The sequence below is a fragment of the Planctobacterium sp. AWH2_060 genome (assembly GCF_056158425.1).
In genome coordinates this window covers 1,705,459-1,728,065 of record NZ_JBSWTG010000001.1, presented here as the reverse complement: position 1 = coordinate 1,728,065, position 22,607 = coordinate 1,705,459, and the positions used below count along the sequence as shown (strand labels likewise).

The 22,607-nt window shown below is 47.2% G+C and carries 2 protein-coding genes and 1 pseudogene; all 3 read left to right on the top strand.

From position 1 onward, the window contains the following. The first annotated feature begins 1 nt into the window (after position 1). The 3 genes and pseudogenes from ACXAD8_RS07315 (at position 2) to ACXAD8_RS07305 (ending at position 22,607) form a co-directional block, all read left to right on the top strand. On the top strand, positions 2 to 11,347 hold the full coding sequence (locus tag ACXAD8_RS07315; protein WP_475232907.1) for an amino acid adenylation domain-containing protein: 11,346 nt from the start codon (positions 2 to 4) through the stop codon (positions 11,345 to 11,347). Further along, a pseudogene (locus ACXAD8_RS07310) lies at positions 11,313 to 20,672 on the top strand (amino acid adenylation domain-containing protein); the annotation flags it as partial. The gene ACXAD8_RS07315 and the pseudogene ACXAD8_RS07310, both read left to right, overlap by 35 nt. Beyond that, the gene (locus ACXAD8_RS07305) at positions 20,658 to 22,607 is read left to right on the top strand and encodes a non-ribosomal peptide synthetase (protein ID WP_475232905.1); all 1,950 of its coding nucleotides are present in this window, start codon (positions 20,658 to 20,660) and stop codon (positions 22,605 to 22,607) included. The pseudogene ACXAD8_RS07310 and the gene ACXAD8_RS07305, both read left to right, overlap by 15 nt.

Sequence of the window (22,607 nt, the reverse complement as noted above, 5' to 3'; positions counted from 1 at the left end):
TATGGAACAACTATTCAACGCCCTGCAGCAGGCGGGTGTTATTTTTCAACCTACTGAAGACTCATTTAATTTAAAGTTACCAAAAGATTTGGCTCCGGCATTAAAGCAGCAGTTGATTGAGCACAAAGTTGAATTTAAAACTTATCTGGCAGCGTTAAGCGCACAGTCTAAATCGAAAGCACAGATCAAGCCTTACTCTGGTGACCAGTCTACCCCGGTGCCTGCTTCTTTTGCGCAGCAGCGCCTTTGGTTTTTGCAGCAGCTTGATACATCTGCATCGCAATATAATATGACCGGTGTCTTTGAAGTGCAGGGCAAGCTTAACCTGAAATGTGTAAAACGCGCTTTTGAAACCATTATTGAGCGACATGAAATCTTGCGCACGGTTTATCGCGAACATGCCTCAGGTGTTATTCAGCACATTCAGCCAGTTACAGACTACAGCTTTGAGTTACAAGAGTTTGCTTTACCTGACAATGAACTGCATCCGCTTAACAGTACGAGCCAACAGATAGTTAGTCAGTTTTGTGAGCTGGGGTTTGATCTTTCCCATGAGCTGATGTTGCGGGTGGGGTATATCCATACCGGCAGCGACAGCGGCCTGTTGTTGCTGAACATGCATCATATCGCCTCAGATGGCTGGTCGATGGACGTACTGAGTCAGGAGTTTTTCAGCCTGTATCAGGCGTATGAAGCCGGACAGGATAGTCCATTAGCCCCGTTGTCGATACAGTATGCAGACTATGCCCGCTGGCAACGGGAAACCTTAAGTGGCGAATTGCTGGAAACCCAACTGGCTTACTGGACAGAACAGTTAGCAGAGCTGCCGGCGGTACACAGTTTACCGCTGGATTACAGCCGCCCGGTGAGAAAACAACATCAGGGAGCCCAGGTTAAAGGCCAGCTTGATGGTGAAGTGGCCGGAGGATTACTGGCACTGGCACGGCGTTACAACATGACTCCCTTTATGCTGTTGCACGGCGCCCTGTCACTGGTGTTATCCCGCCACAGCAACAGCCATGACATTGTTATAGGCACTCCGGTGGCCAATCGTCTGCAGGCGGAAGTCGAACCCCTGATAGGCTTTTTTGTGAATACCCTGGTGTTGCGTCTGGATACCCGCCAGGCGACCCTGTCGGATTATCTGCAGCATGTTCGGGAAGTGAACCTGCAGGCACAGGCGAATCAGGATGTACCTTTTGAGCAACTGGTGGAGCGTTTGCAGGTGCCTCGCAGTCAGGCTCACAGCCCTTTGTTTCAGATAATGCTCAGCAGTAATAATGACTATGGGGTGCAGGCATCCGGTCAGGACATAGCTTACGCACTCCCTGAGGTCAGTTTTTCTGCGTACCGAGACGGTCAGGTACAGGCCAAGTTTGATTTAGATATTACCTTAAGCCTGAGTGAGCAGGGCGTGGGGCTGGACTGGGTATATGATTCAGCCCTGTTTTCAGAGCAGCGTATATCGGCATTGAACGGCCACCTGATGCAGATGTTACAGTCAATCGCAGCAGCTGAGGCGGATACCCGATTAGCCGCATTAGAGATGCTGTCAGCCGAAGAAACGCATCAGTTACTGAGCATGTTGCAGGGACCCCGCCGGGCTTATCCGCAGCAGCAGTGCATTCATCATTTATTTGAAGCCCAGGTGGCCGCACATCCCGAGGCAACGGCTCTGGTATATGGTGAGCAGAGGCTGAGCTATCAGGCGCTAAACGAACGGGCCAATCAACTGGCTCATTACCTGTTGGCTCATTATGAGATTACCCCGGACAGCTTTGTGGGACTGTGTGTCAATCGCTCGCCAGAAATGGTGGTGGCTATACTGGCGATTCTCAAAGCTGGCGGGGCCTATGTGCCGCTGGACCCGGGCTATCCACAGGAGCGTCTGGCTTTTATGTTGTCGGATACTCAGGCTCAGGTGGTGCTGACCCAGTCGGATGTTATTGAGTCTTTGGCGGGATATGAAGGTGAGAAGCTCATCATAGAAGCGTTGACCGCTGAGCTTGCACATTATCCGGTAAGCAACCCACAAACCGCTGTTTTATCTTCGCATCTAGCTTATGTGATATATACCTCCGGGTCCACAGGGAAGCCGAAAGGCGTGATGATTGAACATGGCAATGCTGTGGCGATGCTGAGTTGGGCACAAAGCCGCTTCAGCCAGCAGGAATGTGCAGTGGTATTGGCGTCCACTTCAATTAACTTTGACCTGTCAGTCTATGAACTGTTTTTGCCACTGAGTCTCGGGACTCAGTTGTATCTGGTGGACAATATTCTGTCGATACCGGCATCGGGTCTGAGCAGTATTACGCTGGTCAATACTGTCCCTTCAGCGATAACGGCGTTGCTGGAGCAGGGACTGATACCGGACCAGGTAAAAACCATTAATCTTGCCGGTGAGCCGCTAAAGAAAAACCTGGTCAATCGGTTACTGGCCCGGTGTCCGGGTGCACGAGTGTGTAATCTGTATGGTCCGTCAGAAGATACCACCTATTCCACCATGGCGTCATTTGAATCACCACTGGAGTCGGAGCCGTATATTGGCAAAATAATCGACAACAGTCAGGCTTATGTACTGGATGAAGAACTGTCGCTGGTACCGTTTAGCTGTGTGGGCGAGTTATATGTGGGCGGTGCAGGTGTAGCACGAGGTTATCTGAATCGCGAAGCGTTAACGGCTGAGCGTTTTATCGCTAATCCGTTCATAGCCGGGGAGCGTTTGTATGGTACCGGCGACCTGGTGCGCTATCTTCCTGATGGCAACCTGATGTATCTGGGACGCAATGATGACCAGGTAAAAATCCGTGGATTTCGCATTGAATTAGGTGAGATTGTCAGTCAGACAGAAGCATCAGAGCTGGTGGAATCGGCAGTAGTCATGGCCCGGGACATTGCGGGCAGTCCGCAACTGGTGGCCTGGCTGAAACTGTCGGAGGGTGTCAGTGATGGTCCGGAGCTGTTATCTCGCGTCAAACAGCATCTGCTGCAGTGTTTACCGGCCTACATGGTGCCGGAAATAATGCAGACAGTGGTGCAATGGCCACTGACCCCCAATGGTAAAATCGATAAAAAGGCGTTACCGGATTTTGCTCTGGCAGGTCAGGTCCGTGACTATGTGGCACCGCGAACCGCCACAGAGCGCGCGCTGTTACCCATCTGGACGGATTTACTGGGACTGGAAGCCGACAGCCTCAGTGTCACGGCTAATTTTTTTGAATTGGGCGGACATTCGTTACTGTCGGTACGCCTGATAGCCCGGATACGGGAACAGCTGTCACTGGAAGTGAGTGTCCCGGCGTTATATGAGTTTCCCAGTATCGCCGGTATTGGCCAGTGGCTGGATGAAAATCAGAGCGGGGTTGTGCGCAGTAAGGTAACGGCGGTAGCCCGTCCTGACGGAACAGAGCAGACCTCCTTTTCCCAGCAACGGCTGTGGTTTATCGACCAGTTACAGGGCGGCTCACCGGAGTACCACATGCCCTCAGTGTTTGAGGTCAAAGGTCGCCTCGACCTGACGCTGGTTGAAGCGGTGTTTAAGACCATTATCGAGCGTCACGAAGTACTTAGAACCGTCTATTTTGAGCGGGACGGTCAGGCGTTACAGCGTATTATGCCGTTATCAGAGGTAGCATTTAGTTTACGTCAGCTGGATGTGTCAGGTCTCACGCGTGAGACACAAGACAAACAGATGAGTGCCTTCCGCTCTGAGATTTGTGAGCAGCCGTTTGATTTAAGTCAGGAGCTGATGTTGCGGGTGGGGTACACCCATACCGGCAGCGACAGTGGCCTGTTGTTGCTGAACATGCATCATATTGCCTCAGATGGCTGGTCGATGGACGTACTGAGTCAGGAGTTTTTCAGCCTGTATCAGGCGTATGAGGCCGGGCAGGATAGTCCATTAACACCGTTGTCGATACAGTATGCAGACTATGCCCGCTGGCAACGGGAAACCTTAAGTGGCGAATTGCTGGAAACCCAACTGGCATACTGGACAGAACAGTTAGCGGAGCTGCCGGCGGTACACAGTTTACCGCTGGACCACAGCCGCCCGGTGAGAAAACAACATCAGGGAGCTCAGGTGAAGGGCCTGCTTGATGGCGACGTAGCCGGACGATTACTGGCACTGGCACGGCGTTACAACATGACTCCCTTTATGCTGTTGCACGGTGCCCTGTCACTGGTGTTATCCCGCCACAGCAACAGCCATGACATTGTTATAGGCACACCGGTGGCCAACCGTCTGCAGGCGGAAGTCGAACCCCTGATAGGCTTTTTTGTGAATACTCTGGTGTTGCGTCTGGATACCCGCCAGGCGACCCTGTCGGATTATCTGCAGCATGTTCGGGAAGTGAACCTGCAGGCACAGGCGAATCAGGATGTACCTTTTGAGCAACTGGTGGAGCGTTTGCAGGTACCCCGCAGTCAGGCTCACAGCCCCCTGTTTCAGATAATGCTCAGCAGTAATTCTGAATTTGAGGTGGCTGCTCCCGATAGTGCAATCATTCGCAAGTTCAGGCAGGCAGAACTTAAGGTTAACGAAGATCTGCAACTGCAAAGCAAGATGGATATTGAGCTGACGGCCAATATCAGCCCGCAAAGTATTGCACTGACCTGGTTGTATGATACAAACCTGTTTTCTCAGGAGCATATTCAGCAATTAAATGAACATCTGAAAAGCCTGTTAGCGCAGTTATCTGACGTGGCACAAACGGTCGATGAGCCGATTTCACTTTCTCAATTACAAATTTTATCTGCCGCAGAGCAGCAACATCTGATACAGGAACTTAACGATACTCAGATGGATTATCCAGAGTCTGTCTGCGTACATCAGTTGTTTGAGCAACAAGTAAACCGACACCCAGATAACGTCGCAGTGCAATACGAGGAGCAAAACTTAACCTATCAACAATTGAATGATGTCAGTAATGCTCTGGCGCGCCATCTTCGCGCTTCCGCCCAAATAGTCCCTGATGCGCGAATAGGTTTATGCGTCGAACGCTCATTAGAAATGAGTATCGCTATTCTGGCCATTCTTAAGGCTGGGGCATCCTATGTTCCGTTAGATCCTGATTATCCGCAAGAACGCATTGATTCTATGTTGCAAGATGCCGCACCGGATGTGGTGCTGTGCTTATCCGGGCTTACAAATCGATTGAAAAATTATAGTGGCAAAGTCATCAGCGTGGACGGTCTGGCTGGATTTGCTATTGATTCACAATCAAAGTTGGCAGATACCGAGTTAAGCAGCGCTTTAAAGCGTTATGAGAAAGATAACCTAACGGTTGAAGAAACGGGAGTAACAGCCAATCACCTGGCATACGTTATCTATACTTCGGGATCTACCGGTAAGCCTAAAGGGGTCATGAACGAACATCGCGCTCTGGTGAATCGACTTCATTGGATGCAGCGAGCTTATCCTATTGGTTCCGATGACCGGGTTCTGCAAAAAACGCCCTTTAGTTTTGACGTATCGGTTTGGGAGTTGATATGGCCATTATTGGTGGGCTCACGGATTGTTTTTGCCAAACCTGAAGGACATAAACAACCGGAATATCTGCAACACCTGATTCAGGAAAAGCAAATAACCACGCTGCACTTTGTTCCTTCTATGCTCAACGCCTTTTTGGAATTCACTGACTGGTCAGGATGTCAGGGAGTGAAATACGTGTTTTGCAGTGGTGAAGCCTTAAGTGCGGAACTGGTAAAACGATTTTTAGGGAATGCCGGGAGCAGTCAACTGCACAATTTGTATGGTCCCACTGAAGCGGCGATCGACGTGAGTTACTGGGACTGCCGACAGTTTCCCAACACACATACGGTTTATATAGGCAAGCCGATTGATAACATTCAGCTTTATGTTCTGGATGAATCAATGCAACTGGTACCCAAAGGTTGCACCGGAGAACTGTATATTGGCGGTGATGGTGTGGCCAGAGGTTATCTGAACAGGCCCGAACTTACTGCTCAGCGTTTCGTGAAAAATCCTTTCAGAGAGGAAAATCGATTGTACCGTACCGGCGATCTGGTGCGTTGGAGTGCAGCAGGTCAATTGGAATACCTTGGCCGCAATGACCATCAGATTAAAATTCGCGGTTTTCGCATTGAGTTAGGTGAAATTGAATCCGTGATTGCACAGTGCGCTGAGGTCACCAATTGCCTGGTGGACGCAAAAGAGTTGGGCGGAGAGAAAGTGCTGGTTGCTTATATCGCCAGCGACACCCAGGATGAAGAGGGATTGAAGGCTACAATTCGGTCTGCGATTCAGGAGACCCTCCCGGCCCATATGCTGCCCGGGTATTTTGTTGTTTTAGCGTCGTTACCGACTACTGGCAATGGAAAATTAGACAGAAAAGCGTTACCCATTCCAGATGTCATCAGAAGCGGGAAATATCTGGCGCCGGAAACTAACCTTGAAGTCAGGCTATGTCAGTTGTGGCAAACGGTATTAGGCGCACAGCAAGTCGGAATAACTGACAATTTCTTTGAGCTGGGTGGTGACTCTATAGCGGTGATTCGGTTAGTGTCTATTGCCAAAAAACAGGGGTTACTGTTTACAACGCAACAGGTATTTGCCAACCAAACTATCGCGTCTTTGGTTACTGTGGTAAGTCAAACCGCTGGTAATGAGTCTGTCGCATCTCAAGCCGCAACCGGCGAGCAGTTGCTATTGCCTGTTCAGGCGCGCTTCTTTCAGCAACAGGAGCAGGGCCTGCAACACTACAACCAATCAATGGTAACCAGGGTACCGAACAACCTGACACCTGCCGGGCTGTTGTCTTTAGTTGAAGGTGTATTCCAACGTCACGATGCCTTAAGGCTCAGTTTTCATCAGCACAATGATAACTGGCAAGCTCGTTATCCTGATTCCTTATCTCAATTGAAAAAGACTATTCAGACATTGTCACAGCAGGCCTGTATTGTTGAAATTTTGCCGGAGAATAGCGCTGAACATGAAGAGTTTATGCGGGAAAAAGGCGGTTACTGGCAGTCAACTTTAGATTTATCGTCTGGCCCGCTATTGCGTTTTGTGTTGTTCGAGCATGACAACAAACAAGCTCGTCGCTTACAGATTATCGCTCATCACCTGGTCATTGATGGCGTCTCCTGGCGGATACTGTTGGCGGATTTAGAAGAGCTGTTTGGCAACCTCGATGCTGGCAACTTTAACGCTGAAATACAGGGCGGCAATTTGCAAGGGTTTGCCAGACAATTGCATGAAAAAACGCATCAAGGCGAATTTGCTGATGAGTTAGCATTTTGGCAAGAACAATTACAGCAACTATCAGGCACAATCAAAAAAGATAAGAGTAATACCGGCATGAGCCGTTATGCTTCAGTGCGCAAATTGGAGCAGAGTTTAAGTGATGACTGGGTGCCTGGCTTAACCAGTGATTGTTTAACACCCTATAACAGTCAAACTCAGGAGTTGCTTCTGGCCGCGGTATTCCTGGCCTTTCATCGTTTCAGTGGTGAGCGGCAATTTACCTTTAGTTTAGAGGGGCACGGTAGAGAAAACCTTTTTGAGAGCTTAGATGTATCTGAAGCCTTGGGGTGGTTTACCAGTATTTATCCATTGTCGATAGCTCCCGTCAGTGACGATAATGAGGCAACCTTGTCTGTTGCTGAAGCCATTATTTCTGTTAAAGAGCGGCTGCGAAAGGTGCCGAAAAAAGGCATGAACTTTGGGGCTTTAAGGTATCTGTCCGAAGATAGCCAACTGTCAGAACTGTCCCAAAATCAGATTATTCCGTTGCTGTTTAACTATTTGGGTAAATTTGATATGCAGAGCAACAATGACTCTGTATTTGTGGTCACTGACGAAAAGTATGGTGCTGAGATTTCGGCTTCGTTGTTGCGGGAGCATGATCTGGAACTAAATTGCTGGTTTGAATCAGATAAGCTGGTTTTGAGTCTGGAATACAGTGATGAGCAATATTGCGAGGACACTATGGTGCTGCTTATGCAGCAAATCACCGCTGCCATTGCTGATGTTAGCACACATTGTTTGGCCCACACGGGGCGTGAGCTTACGCCTTCGGATTTTCCATTGGTGCAACTGGACCAGTGTCATCTGAAGCGATTGCAACAGCAATTCACCTCAATTAAAGATATTTATCCGGCTACGCCAGTGCAGACTGGCATGTTATACCACACTTTGCTCAATGCTGATGCGTACATTAATCAGTTGGTATTTGATCTGACCGGAGAGGTGGATTTAGCGTCTTTTCGTCAGGCATGGCAAGAGGTTGTGAACCGCCACAATATATTCAGAACTGTGTTCCTTCAGGAACCCGAGTGGCTGCAGGTGGTATTGCATGACAGTCGTCTGCAATGGCAGGAGCATGACTGGCGGCACTTGTCAGCGCAACAACAAGATCTGCAATTTGATTTGTTTCGACAGCAAGACCGACAACTGGGATTTGAATCACTGACGGCTCCCCTTAATCGGTTACAGGTGATTAAACGCGACGATAAAATCACAGTGGTCTGGAGTCATCATCACGCGCTGCTAGATGGCTGGTGTCTGCCAATAGTTTTTGATGAAGTGATGACTGAATATCATCGCATCACAGCAAGCACTTTATCGTCAAATGAAATAAACAGACCCCCCAGCTCTGGTTGCAGTTACAAAGAGTACATTGCCTGGCGTCTTCAGCAAGACAAATCCCGTTCGATAGATTATTGGGCAAACTACTTAGGCGATTTTGAAGCAGTAACACCGTTATTTGGCTTGCAGAATGTGTCTTCTGATAGGGAAGACGCACAGCCTCAGTTAATGCAGAAAAGTTTACACTGCAGTGCTGAACTAACCATTTCATTGCTTAAATTGGCACAACAGAGCCAGACCACGATAAACACCTTATTACAGGTGGCTTGGGGGTATTTATTGCAACAATGCAGTGGCGAAAATGATGTGCTTTTTGGAGCAACGGTGTCCGGCCGCGATGTGGCGCTTGAAGGCATTGATGAAACGGTGGGGTTATTTATTAATACTTTGCCGGTTCGCATTCAGTTTCAGGCGAAGAATACCCTTCGCACCTGTCTTAAAGCCGTTTTCGAAGAGTTCCAGAACAGTAATCATCATGGTTTTCTGGCGTTATCTGATATTCAATCACAATCTCTGGTACCTAATGGGCGTTCGCTGTTTAACAGCATCCTGGTGTTTGAAAACTATCCAGTGGATTTGTTAACGAGCCAGCAGTCAGATACTAAAGGTATCGGCATAGAGAATATTCAGTCGGAAGATCACAATGGCTACAAATTGAGCCTGGTTGCCAACGTAAGAGAGCAATTGGAAATTAAATTTAAGTATCTGGAAGGGGATTTTGAAGGACCAATTGTTGAGCGTTTGATGGGCTACCTTGAGCGTATACTGAATTGTTTCCCTGAGTGGCTGGACAGGCCACTACAAAGTCTTAGTTTACTGGAAGAAGCGGAACAATCTGAACAATTGGCGAGAGGTGTGGGGTTGCCAATCGAAGCAACCGGATTGGCATTTCATCAATTATTTGAGCAGTGTGTAAGCGGTAATCCCAATGCGGTTGCATTGGAGTTTGGTTCGCATAAAGTTAGTTATCAGGAACTCAACGAGCGCGCCAATCGACTCGCCAGATATTTAATTATGCAAGGCGTTAGGCCTGGTAGCATGGTGGGGATTTGTATTGAGCGCAGTGTCGATATGATGCTGGCTATTCTGGCTACGTTTAAGGCAGGTGCCGCGTATGTGCCTTTTGCAGCGCAACATTCATCGGCACAAATTCATTATATCGTCGAAGACGCAGGTATCGAATTAACCTTAACCAGTAGTGCCATGTTGAAACAACTACCTGAGTCTGTGTTGTCCCATATTCAACCATTAGCTATTGACAATAATGAGATTTATAGTAGTTTTTCTACGGCAAATTTAGTTCTCGATGCGGTTGGCGATTTTTCCGGCCAGTTGGCGTATGTCATTTATACATCTGGTTCCAGCGGCAAACCCAAAGGTGTCTTAATAGAACACAGTTCTCTCGTATCTTATATGCAGGGAGCGCAACAAAGTTATTATCATGCTGAGTTGGAAGGCAGTATTCTGGCTACCTCGATTTGCTTTGATGGGACTTTGCCGTGTTTGTTATTGCCACTGGTTGTAGGTGGCCGAATCGCGTTGACTGATGAAGATAACTACATTGCTGAAACCCAAAAATATCTCACGCGTGAGTCAAATTGGTTGTTAAAACTAACACCCTCACAAGGGGAATTGTTTGCTTCGGAGTTTCAGGTTGACTCTCGACAGACCCAAAAACACGTGTTTGTATTTGGTGGAGAGCGACTGGAAAGTGGCTTAGTTAAAGCATATAAAAACGCTTTTGATGGGGCGCAGGTTTACAATCACTATGGGCCAACAGAGTCAACAATTGGCAGCTGTTATTTGCACATAGACGAGGTGTATGAACCGATACCAATCGGCAAACCGCTACCGAATCGGCAGCTGTACGTTATGGGGCTGTTGAATAAAAACTTATTACCTTCAGGGGCAATAGGTGAATTGGTGCTCGGTGGCTCTGGGGTAGCCCAGGGTTATCTCAATAAACCTGAGTTAACAGAAAGCCGTTTTATTGCGAGTCCTTTTAATGACAACGAACGACTCTATCGCACAGGCGATATAGTGCGTTGGAACAAGGATGGCTTGTTGGAGTTTTTAGGTCGAAAAGATGACCAGATTAAAATACGTGGGTATCGAATAGAGTTAGGTGAGATTGAGCATAAGATACGGCAGTGTGACAGCGTTGTTGAAACTGTGGTTGTCACCCAGGTTCACAATAAATCAACACATATAGTCGCTTATGTCGTCGCCGCCAAACATGATCCCGAAAAAGGAAAGCTGGATTCGATTCTCAGATCGCAACTGGCTTCACTCTTGCCTGAATACATGCGTCCTAAGGCGATAGTGGAAATGGATAGCTTCCCATTGACAACAAACGGCAAAGTCGACCGGCGCCAGTTACCACCGGCGGAACTGTCAATTGGGAACGAGTATAGCGCCCCGGAAACGCCAACCGAAGAGATGTTGGTTGGGATTTGGCAAGAGGTGCTATTTGCTACTGATGATACATCAGAAACTAAGGCCACCAGGAAAATTGGAGTACTCGACAACTTCTTTGAACTGGGTGGTCATTCGCTATTGGCAGTGCGAGTGCTGAACCTTATCGCGAAAAGGCTCAACGTGGAGCTGCCAATGATAAAGCTATTTGCCGAACCCAACATAAGGGCGATGGCAAGAACTATTGATATTCAAATTATCAAAGAGAATAACAAAAGCAGTTGCAATGATGAAAACAGACAAACAGTTATGGAATGGTGAGTTTGAGGCCGCAGAATTAATTAAGTTATTAAATAGTGAGGGGATATACCCTTACGTTTCTGACGGAAAGCTGATGACGCGCTCAAATAGCGCAAATATCAATAGTGAAATCATCAGCCTGATCAAACAACACAAACAAAGTTTGCTGGATTTTTTAAAAGAAGATGACGAAAGCCCGGTTGTGGAAAACCGGGTTTCTGCTATTAGCAGAATAGCGAACCGCAGTGGTGACTTACCCTTGTCTTTCGCTCAGCAACGTCTTTGGTTTATTGAGCAACTGGAAGGCCATAGCACCCAGTATCACATTCCTGCAGGACTGCGACTGGTGGGAGCCCTGGATATTTCGGCATTGCAGTTCGCACTCGACAGTATCATTGAGCGCCATGAAGTCTTACGTACCATTTATACCAATGTCGATGGCGAAGGCCGACAAACAATACAAGCCCCTGCTGCGGTAGGAATCAAACATATCAATTTGCTTTCTGAGAACGGCGAAAGAGAACTGCGAAATATCATAGAGCAGGAGATTGCCACTCCGTTTAACCTGTCTTCAGATTTGATGCTTCGCTGCACTCTGGTTAAAGAAGCTGATGATGTCCATGTGCTTATTTTTACGTTACATCACATTGCGGCGGATGGCTGGTCGCTGGGAATTTTGATTAATGAGTTCATTAATTTTTATCAGGCGCGGAGCCGGGGGGAGCAGTGTCAGTTGCCTGCCCTAAAAATACAGTATTGCGATTATACACATTGGCAAAGGGAATACCTGAACACCAATAAATCTCGTTTGCTAGATTATTGGCGCACGCAATTAAAAGACATCCCGTTAGTGCACAGCATTCCATTGGATTATTCACGACCCGCAGAGCAAACATTTAGTGGTGCGGTAGTCGAAGATTGTATCCCGCTGGAATTAACCAAGGCACTTGAGCAACTGTGTCGTCAGCAAGACTGCACTTTGTTTATGTTGTTGCAGTCGGTATTCGCTTTGCTGTTGAGTCGTTACAGCAATGAATCTGATGTAGTAATGGGCTTCACCTCTGCTGGCCGTGTGCATCCTGATATTGAGCCTTTGGTTGGTTTTTTCGTCAATACCCTGGTCATTCGCACAGATGTAGACCAAAGCCTGACTTTTGAGCAATTACTAAAAAACAACAAAAATAACATACTGTCTGCTTATCAGCATCAACACTTACCTTTTGATCAATTAGTGGAGGAGCTTAACCCGCCTCGCAGTTTAAGCCATAGCCCACTCATTCAGGTGCTCTTTTCATTACACAACAATAGCGACGAGTCGCTTAAAATGGATGATATTGAGATTCAACCAGTACCGGTGGTTGAATCGGCAAATCAGTTTGAACTGGAATTAAACGTTAAGGAAAAAGCAACGGGTATCGAGCTGAGCTGGTTGTTTAACGCCCGCTTGTTTGAAAAGCAAAGCGTCGCTCATCTGTCTCATTGCTATATCACTCTACTCCAGGAAATCGTTAAGAAGGTTAATTTACCGGTTGGTGAATATCCTTTGCTGTCCAGACAGCAACAAGATGCGATTGTGGCTCAAGGTTCCGGAGAAACGGTAATCAGAGACAACAGCTCTGTTGTCAGCTTATTTGAAAAACAGGTTGAATTAGTGCCAGATGCCCCGGCAGTTTCTGGTCCAGACGCGACATTGACTTACCGGCAATTAAATCAGCAGGCGAACCAATTGGCCCGTTGTCTTCAGGCTCAGGGAGTTGCTACCAATAGTTTGGTGGGTATCTGCTTAGAACGCTCCGAGTCGCTATTGGTGGGGTTGCTGGGGATTTTAAAAGCCGGCGCAGCTTATGTGCCATTTGACACTAAAAACCCGGAAGAGCGCATTGCCTTTATGTTGCAAGACTCTGAGGTGTCGGTAGTGATCACGCAAGAAGATCTTGTAGCTCAGCTGCCGTTTGATGAGGTGTTACCTTTGGCATTAGACAGTGACTTCTGTGTCAATTTGTTAAGTAACTTTTCTGATGAAAACCTGCCACAAGAGTCACAAGCGAAGCTGTCCGACCTGGCTTATGTAATTTATACATCAGGCTCAACAGGACAACCTAAGGGCGTGAAAATCACTCACGCTGGTTTGCAAGATTACTGTCTGTACGCCGCTTCTTGCTATTATCAGCCTGGCTTAGCGGGTTCGTTACTGGTGACTTCTCACAGCTTTGATATCACGGTTCCGGCTCTGTATTTACCTTTGCTCAGTGGTGGTAGTGTTTCTTTGTTACCCCCTGAAGATGAAATTCTGCAGCTCTCAACGCAACTGCAAGGTGATAGCAGTAATTACCTGGTGCGCATGACTCCGGTACACGTGAAAGCCGTGTTGCCTATGCTGCAGAAAAACCGCTTTGAATCTAAGGCTAAACACGTCTTTGTTATTGGTGGCGAAGCCTTGACTGCGGATGTTGCTAAACAGTTGCAACAGTGTTTCCCACTTAGTCAGATTTACAATCACTACGGTCCCACCGAAACAGTCGTAGGTTGCAGTATATTTGATGTTACGGGAAACCTGGACAAGTTGCACAGCACCTGTCCGATCGGAAAGCCAATGCATAATACCCAACTACTGGTGTTGGACAGCGCCGGAAATCTGGTGCCGAATGGGGTCTCGGGAGAGCTATACATAGGCGGTGTTGGTGTTGCTCAAGGATATTTGAATCAAGCACAACTTAGCGCTGACAAGTTTGTCACCTGTGCGTTGCAACCCGAAATGCATTTTTATCGTTCGGGTGATTTAGTTCATTGGAGTAAAGACGGACAAAACCTGTACTTTGATGGCCGAATTGATCAGCAAGTAAAAATTCGAGGATTCAGAGTCGAAACCGGAGACATCGAAAACAAGCTTATTCAGTTGCCGGGAATTCTTGAGGTAGTAGTAGATGTTTTTGCCACGGAAAGTGGGGACAACCAACTTGTGGCTTACGTTGTGCCGGAAGTTATTGAAGAATTTGAAGAGGAAACGGATTTTAAACACTGGCAGTACAGCCAGGGCAAAATTTATCGCAACGCTCTGCAGGGGAGTATTCCTGATTACATGATCCCAGGGGTGTTTACTATACTGCAAGAAATCCCCCTGAACGCCAACGGTAAGGTAAATCGCAAGGCCTTGCCTGCGCCTGATTTTCAGACTTACCAGAGTTATGTGGCGCCAGAAACTGAGATGGAAGTGGCCATTGCTGAGATTTGGCAGGATGTCCTGAAAATGGACCGAATTGGCATGACCGAGAACTTTTTTGAATTGGGTGGTCATTCTTTACTGGCTACCCGTGTAGTCAGTGAGATCTCAGAGCGTCTGAACAAAGAAGTGCAAGTCAGAGCTTTGTTTGAATACCCCTGTATTCGTGAGTTATCTGCCTTTATCGAAGCACTGGAGCATGTTGCCTTTAAGGAAATTGTTGCTGTAGAGCGGGACTCTGAATTGTCGCTGTCTCTGGCACAAAAGCGCTTGTGGTTTATAGAGCAATTTGCTCAATCCAGTAGCCAATACAACATTCCTGTTGCTATTAAAATGACAGGAGAGCTGGATAAAGCGGCACTGCAAAGTGCGCTAAGTAAAATTGTTGCGCGCCATGAAGTATTGCGTACTTGCTATCGTCCGGTTGAAGGCGAGTGTCAGGTCTACATCGAACGCAATGCCGTGTTTGTTACCGAAGAGCTGGATTTGAGTCAGAAGGCTTATGAGCCAGAGGATATTCAGAAGATAATTTCTACAGAAGCCAATAAACCTTTTGATCTGAGCAACGACCTGATGATCCGGGGGCAGCTGCTCAAGCTGGCCGAAGCACAGCATATCCTGCTGATCACATTGCACCATATCGCCTCAGATGGGTGGTCAAAAGGGATACTTATTGAAGAGTTTGTGGCCCTGTACCAAGCCTATGCTATGGGAGCATCTGATCCACTGCCACCATTGCCTATTCAATACGTCGACTTTGCAGTATGGCAACAGGAGTTGTTATCCAGTTCCAAATTTATTGCTGATTTAGAGTACTGGAAATGTCAATTGGACGGCATGCCGCAAGTGCATGGATTGCCCCTCGACTTTGCAAGACCTGCTGAGCAGACCTTTAGTGCAGGTCAGTTACAACACAGTATCGAGTCGGACATAACACAGCAGTTGAATCAGCTGGCACAGCGACAAGGAGCCAGTATGTTCATGTTAGTGCAAAGCGCATTGGCATTGCTTATTGGACGTTGGAGTAACGAAAAAGATGTGATTATCGGTAGCCCGGTGGCCGGCAGGGAACACAAAAACCTCGAACGACTGGTGGGCTTTTTTGTCAACAGTTTGATTCTAAGAAGCAACCTTTCCGAAAATATATCGTTCGAAGAGTTTCTGACTGCCCAGAAGCAAACCGTACTCGAAGCCTTTGAGCATCAGCATGTGCCGTTTGATATGTTGGTGGAAGAACTCAATCCTGAACGCAACCTCAGTTATAGCCCGCTGTGTCAAATTAGTTTGACCTATGCTGCTCAGGAGCAAGACAACCTTGAGTTGCCGGGCATTAAAGTGGAGCCTCTGGATAGCGATACACAACGGGTCAAACTGGATATCGATCTGCACATTGCAGAAACAGATGAGGGGTTAACCATTACCTGGTTATACGCTGACAAATTATTCCGCAGTGAGACCATTGCACGTATGGCTAAAGGGTTGGAAAGTTTGCTCTTGGGTATTGCCGCTCAACCAGCAACGCCAATTTATCAATTGCCATTGCTGACAGAGCAAGATAAACGTGAAGTGCAATCCTTCAGTCAGGTAAGCAAAGCTCATCAGCAAGAATTACAAAAACAGGGCTTATTTCCCCAGCATCAATCTATTGTCACATACATCGAACAGATTAGCGCTGCCACTCCGGATGCCATCGCGTTATCTCATGGACAGCAGGAACTCAGTTACCAGCAATTGAATACTCTGGCTAATCGCCTGGCCCGATACCTAATCGCGCATGGTGTGCAACCGGAAGAAAAAGTTGCCCTGTGCTTTGAACGTCGCAACGAGATCATTGTAGCTATGTTGGCGGTGTTGAAAGCGGGGGCTGCTTTCATTGTATTTGAGCCTGATACACCATCACAGCGATTTTCTTTTATGCTCCAGGATGCTGATATTAAGCTCGTTCTGGGACATGATCTGGCAATGGCCAGGCATGATTTATTAAAGCAAACAAAGGTGCCATTGGAGCTTACTGATACTGCCTGGCTTGATGACTATTCAGGGCAGGTATTGTCACCAGATGAAGTGACTTATCAAGCCGACCAACTGGCTTATTTAATCTACACCTCGGGGTCCACTGGAGAGCCTAAAGGCGTTGAAGTAGAGCAACGACAACTGATCGCAGCAACACTGAGCAGACATGTATTTGTAGCTGAGCCAGTAGGCCGGTTGGCATCCATGGTGTCATTTTCCTTTGATGCTTCGCTGGGCGCTATTTTCTGGACATTAACCACCGGAGGAGCCCTTGAGATTGTGGAGCCTGAAACGGCAAAAAATCCCGATGCAATTATTCGTCTTGTGGCTTCAGTGTCTCTAACTCATGTACTGATGCCTCCGGTGATTTACCGCGCCGTGTTAACCGAACTCAAGCGAAGAGAGAACAATGAACACAGTTCTCTAAAAGTCATCATTTCTGGTGGAGAAGCCCTGGACCGCACATTGACAGCTGCTCACTTTGCAGAACCTTGGGGAAATCAGGCTCGATTTTATAATGACTATGGCCCCACTGAAGCCACCATCTGGAGTTCTGCGCATTTGTGCCAGCAGGACAAAAATGCTGAATCAGTGCCTATTGGCGTAAGCCCTGGCCATGCAGATCTTTATGTTCTGGATGAATACTGTGCAATGCAACCTATTGGGGTTGTGGGCGAGCTCTATATTGGTGGTGCAGGTGTGGCAAGAGGCTATCACAACAGACCGGAATTGACTGCTGAGAAATTCATCAGCGATGCGCTGGGCGACGGACAACGAGTCTATAGAAGTGGAGACCTGGTCAAGTGGCAAGCGGATGGTCAATTGGCCTTTATTGGCAGGGTTGATGATCAGGTGAAATTACGCGGTTTCAGGATCGAATTAGCTGAAATTGAAGCATTGCTCAAAGCTCAGCCTGAAATTGCTGATGCCACTGTGGTGATTAGAGGCGAAGGTGCCGAAAAGCGAATTGCGGCTTACCTGATTGCCAATGAAGAGAATGCCAGCCAGGAACTGCAGGAGCTATTAGCTTCAGTGCGCAATCGCTTATCAGCCAAATTACCTCATTATATGTTGCCATCTGGTTATTTATGGCTGTCTGAATTTCCGCTAAACAAAAACAATAAGATTGACAAAAGAGCTCTGCCTGAGCCGAATTATCAGGTGGCCCAGAGTTATTCTGCTCCTCAAAATACCACGCAACAGGTTCTCGCTGAGATTTGGCAGTCAGTCTTAGGACTTGAGAAAGTGGGCATCACAGATAATTTCTTTGAGATAGGCGGTGATTCTATATTGTCTATTCAGGTTGTTGCCCGAATCAATCAGGCCGGTTTTCATGCCACCACAAAGCAGTTGTTTGAAACCCAGACAATCGAGAAACTAAGTGCCAAACTGACATCCGTAGCTGATGTTAGTTCACCCAGAGCTGTTGCTGAAGGGGAATATGCATTATTGCCAATACAGCGTAAGTTTTTTGCGGAAAAGCCACAACAACAGCACTTTTACAATCAAGCGGTATTGCTTGAAACACCTGATGATCTGGATGCTGATAAGTTACAGCGCATGATGCAGAGCATTTATCAGCGACACGACACCTTGAGACTTTCCTTTTATCAAGAACAGGGGCAGTGGCGCGGTAAGTTTGAAAAAGACTGTCAGAATCGAGTGGCACAAAGTTGTGTAGTAGAGCAGCTCAGTGACAGTGAGGAATTCATTACCGAGCGTTGTCAGTGCTGGCAAACCCAATTTGATTTAACACAAGGCCCTCTCATTCGGGCGGTGTTGTTTGTCGAGCCGGATAAACAAAATACCTACAAAGCAAATCGGTTATTTCTGGTGGCACATCATTTAATTATTGACGGTGTTTCCTGGCGTATACTTTTGAATGATCTGCAATCTGCCTATGAACAATTGCATAATTCAGATATCCAATTGCCAGTTGCCACTGATAATATCCAAACTTGGAGTAATGCTTTACTGGAATTATCAGAGAGCGATGCTTTGCAGCAAGAAAAGCAGCAATGGTTGAGTTGCTTTTCAGCCCCTGGGCAGGCTTTGCCGGTAGATATGGACTTGGCCGATTACGGCAGTATCGAAAGTCAGGCTATGCTGGATATTGAGTTCTCTCAGGCTCAAACAGAAGCGCTGCTAACCCAGTGTAACCAAGCCTATCACACTCAAATCAACGATATTTTACTTGCTGGTGTAGCTCGTGGTCTGCATCAGTGGAGTGAGAATCAGACCTTTGATTTTATTCTTGAAGGGCATGGAAGAGAGCATATTCGCGATGATCTGGACATTACACAGACTTTGGGTTGGTTTACCAGCTTTTATCCTTTGCGCATAACTTGCCACGATGATTTGCAACAACAGGTTTGTGATATCAAAGAGCGGATCCGCAATATCCCTGACAATGGTTTGGGTTATGGCGTTTTGCGCTATGTCAGTGCCGATGCAGAAATTAGCCAGCTTGATGCCAATATTTGCAGTGCCATTGCATTTAACTATTTGGGGCAATTTGACCAGACACTGAATTCAAATTCGCTGTTTAAAGCCGCGAAGGAAGACATTGGGCAGTCCAAGACCTCAATGGGCAACAGAATGCATCAACTGGGCCTCAATGGATTGATAACCAACGGCGTGCTCACATTCAAACTGGATTACAGTCGACAGCAATATCATCAACAGAGTATCGAGTCTCTGGCGGGGTACATTAAACGGGGCATTAGTGATGTTATTGCTCACTGTTCCAGTCAAAGCAACAGCTTGTTTACGCCGTCGGATTTTCCAAATGCTGCTGCATCGACAACGCAGCTACAGCAATGGCAACAGCAATATCCGGATATTAATAAACTCTATCATGCCACGCCGATGCAAAAAGGGATGTTCTACCACAGCTCAATGGACTCCGGAGCCTATGTAAATCAAACATATCCGGTTATTCGTGGGCCACTGGATTTGGCGGCATTTGAACAGGCATGGCAGCGAATTATTGTCCGTTACGATGTGTTTAGAACGGCGTTCGTCGGTAATGCGACACTGCTTCAGCAATTGGTTTGTCAGCAAGCCAAAATGCCTTTTATTGTAGAGGACTGGCGGCATCTAAGTGCGGAGCAACAGGTTCAGAGTTTTGCAGAAAAACGCGCAGAAGACAAAGCCCGGGGCTTTGATTTAGGGCAACCGCCGTTGATGCGCATGACAATTTATTGATTAAGTGATGAGCGTTATCAATTATTGTGGACCCATCATCATATGTTGATAGATGGTTGGTGCTCCGGACTGGTGTATAAGGAAGTTATGGCTTTGTATAGTGCAGAGCAGTCAGGCAAGGAGTTATCACTTGCTCCGCCGTTGGCTTTTGAAGACTATATTCAGTGGTTATTGAAGAAAGAGCCCACCGCTGCGCAGCGTTATTGGCATGACAAATTGCAACAGTTTGAATCTCCTACTGCTCTGGCGATGGATAAGTGGGGCGATAAATCACAGGCTGGTTATCAGCAGCAGATAATGTCCTTGTCCGAGGCAGCGACTCAGTCGTTGCAGCTATTTGCTAAACAGCAAAAGACCACAATAAATACCTTGTTGCAATATGCATGGGGCTACTTGCTGCATCGCTACAGCGGCGACCGGGATGTATTGTTTGGTGCCACAATTTCTGGTCGTCCAGCGGATTTATCTGGCGTCGAATCCATGGTGGGGTTGTTTATCAATACCATACCGGTCAAGGTTTCCTTCGAGCAAGGAAAAACGCTGCAAGAGCAACTGGAAGATTTACATCATGCGTTTCAGTTGGATATTGAGCATGGCTACTTACCACTGATTGATATACAGGCTCAATCTAATGTTTCAGGCGATGCCAATTTGTTTGATTCTCTGGTGATTTTTGAGAATTATCCCTTTGACCCTGAGGAACAGGGAGAGCCACAGGAACATGGCTTGTCTATGGAAAGCAATGCCACTGACGAACAAACCAATTACAAGCTTACCTTGTCGGCCAATATTCGTAAAAACCTGGTGTTAAAACTCAACTATCGCGGTGAACTGTTTAGCTCTGAAGCAATCGCCGCTGTCTTGCAGCAGTTGCAAAGTGTTTTAACTCAAATGGCGACACCGGATGTAACAAACGTGATGCAATTATCGCTAAACAACTACCAGAACCAAATTGAGTTGTTAAGCGGTAAATCCATTGCATTTGAGTCGCAACGCATTTGTGACCAGGTGGACAAACTCACACTGAGTGCAGCGGATAAGATCGCGGTACAGGATGCCAATAACTCTCTGAGTTATGGTGAGATTCGCGAGCAAAGTGACATCATAGCCCAAAATTTAAATGATAAGGCAATTGGTCGAGGTCAGGTTGTAGCTGTGTGTTTGTCTCGCAGTGTCAGGTTGTTGCCGACGCTTTTAGGGATTATGAAGTCAGGCGCAGCTTACCTACCTATCGATCCGGCAACACCCGAAGCCAGGGTTAAGCATATGCTATCTGACAGTGCCGCGGCGATGTTGATTGCTGATAAAACTGCACTGGATTCGGCCGTGTCAGATGCTCAGCATCTTATCCCGGTTATCGATATTGATGCGCTGCTACAGTCTCAAACAACTTCCGTTGTGGTTGGTGATTCTTCCTTACCCGATGGGTTCTCTATGGAAGATACTGCCTATGTTATCTATACCTCAGGTTCTACCGGGCAGCCCAAAGGTGTCGCGGTATCTCACGCGGCGCTAAACAATTTTATGCAGGCGATGCATGAAGTATTGGAAGGCGCGTTGAGTGCTTCTACACGCCTGTTGGCGGTAACCACGCTGTCTTTTGATATCGCCGGGTTGGAATTGTTTGGTCCGCTGATACAGGGTGGCACGGTTTTCGTTGCTGGTACCGAAGATGTCGCAGAGCCAGAAAAAATCGCGCGTTTGTTGTTGGATTATGACATCAACCTGATGCAAGCCACACCAGCCACCTGGCAATTATTAGCGAATGCCCAATGGCAGGGGAAAGCTGATCTCAATGTGTTATGCGGCGGTGAGGCCTTGCCGTTAAAGCTGGCACAGTTTCTAGAGCGCAACAGTAAGTCAGTGTGGAATTGTTATGGTCCTACTGAGGCCACCATATGGTCTATGGTGTGTCCGGTTTCTGCCCAGGTATTGGAGCAGGATGGCGGTGTTAAGTTGCGTGGCTCATTAGCCAATTACCAGCATTTTGTGCTGGATGAATATTTAAGACCCGTGCCAACAGGCGCAGTGGGTGAGCTATTTATAGCGGGAGCCGGACTAGCCCAAGGTTATGTTAACCAGGCGTCTCTGACGGAGCAACGGTTTGTCCAAAACCCCAATGATGTGCAACAGACACTGTATCACACGGGTGATCTGGTCAGGTTAGGGGCTTGTGGTGAACTGGAATTTATTGGTCGTACCGATGACCAGATAAAAATTCGTGGCTATCGCATTGAGTTAGGTGAGATTTGCGATGCTATTACTGCGCTGCCCGATGTGAAACATTGTGTCGTGAAAAAAGCGGAACTCAATGGCCAGCTCGGGCTGGCGGCCTATATCGAGACAGACGCTGGCTTTAAAGCCAACAACGAAGTGCAATGGTTGCAGGAAATAAAAGCTAAATTACAGTTGACGTTGCCACATTATATGGTGCCTCAGGCTATGCAAAGAGTGACACAATGGCCACTTACTGCAAATGGCAAAATAGATAAAAAAGCGTTGCCGGATATTAAAGTCACAGTGCTTGAACATCAGGAACCTGAAACCGAAACAGAGCGCACGCTAGCCAGCATCTGGGCTGAATTATTTGCTTTGGATGTGTCGCAGCTAAGCACCAACACCAGCTTTTTTGAATTAGGTGGGAACTCGCTTCTGGCAGTACAGATTGCTAATGCTGTCAATAAAACACTGGATTGTGAGATTAACGTCAAGGATATTTTCAAGTATCAAACTGTATCCCAGTTAGCCTTGTTTGTTGATGCACTGTCTATCCAACCACAATGGACATCTGCCGAGTTCGGCCAGGATGAAACCGCCGAACTTGAAGAGCAGGAGTGGTAA